Origin of the sequence: Bacillus cereus group sp. BceL291 (genome assembly GCF_051776705.1) — a bacterium.
GTDB lineage: Bacteria > Bacillota > Bacilli > Bacillales > Bacillaceae_G > Bacillus_A > Bacillus_A cereus.
This window is the reverse complement of record NZ_JBPWAP010000248.1, coordinates 1-418: the sequence shown is the minus strand read 5'-3', so window position 1 is coordinate 418 and position 418 is coordinate 1. Positions and strand designations below refer to the sequence as shown.

Below are 418 nucleotides of genomic sequence, written 5' to 3'. Positions count from 1 at the left end.
TCGGCGGTTCGATCCCGTCATCCTCCACCATTTAGCCGACTTAGCTCAATTGGTAGAGCAACTGACTTGTAATCAGTAGGTTGGGGGTTCAAGTCCTCTAGTCGGCACCAGAAATCATGGCGGTTGTGGCGAAGTGGTTAACGCACCGGATTGTGGCTCCGGCATTCGTGGGTTCGATTCCCATCAGTCGCCCCATTTTTCTTAAATAAATTAATATGCGGGTGTGGCGGAATTGGCAGACGCACCAGACTTAGGATCTGGCGCCTTTGGCGTGGGGGTTCGACTCCCTTCACCCGCACTTTTAATTAAATAACTCATACATGTCTTGCGGAAGTAGTTCAGTGGTAGAATACAACCTTGCCAAGGTTGGGGTCGCGGGTTCGAATCCCGTCTTCCGCTCCAATTTTCAATATGACAT

General features: G+C 50.2%; 4 tRNA genes. All 4 read left to right on the top strand.

Features of this window, described 5'->3' with window-relative positions:
* Window positions 1–34: 34 nt before the first annotated feature.
* The 4 genes from ACS2CR_RS34435 to ACS2CR_RS34420 all read left to right on the top strand — a co-directional run bounded on the left by ACS2CR_RS34435 (window position 35) and on the right by ACS2CR_RS34420 (window position 402).
* A tRNA-Thr gene (locus tag ACS2CR_RS34435) sits at window positions 35–110 on the top strand.
* 9 nt (window positions 111–119) lie between these two features.
* Window positions 120–195, top strand: a tRNA-His gene (locus ACS2CR_RS34430).
* Window positions 196–217: 22 nt separating this feature from the next.
* A tRNA-Leu gene (locus tag ACS2CR_RS34425) sits at window positions 218–298 on the top strand.
* Window positions 299–327: 29 nt separating this feature from the next.
* Window positions 328–402, top strand: a tRNA-Gly gene (locus tag ACS2CR_RS34420).
* Window positions 403–418 lie beyond the last annotated feature (16 nt).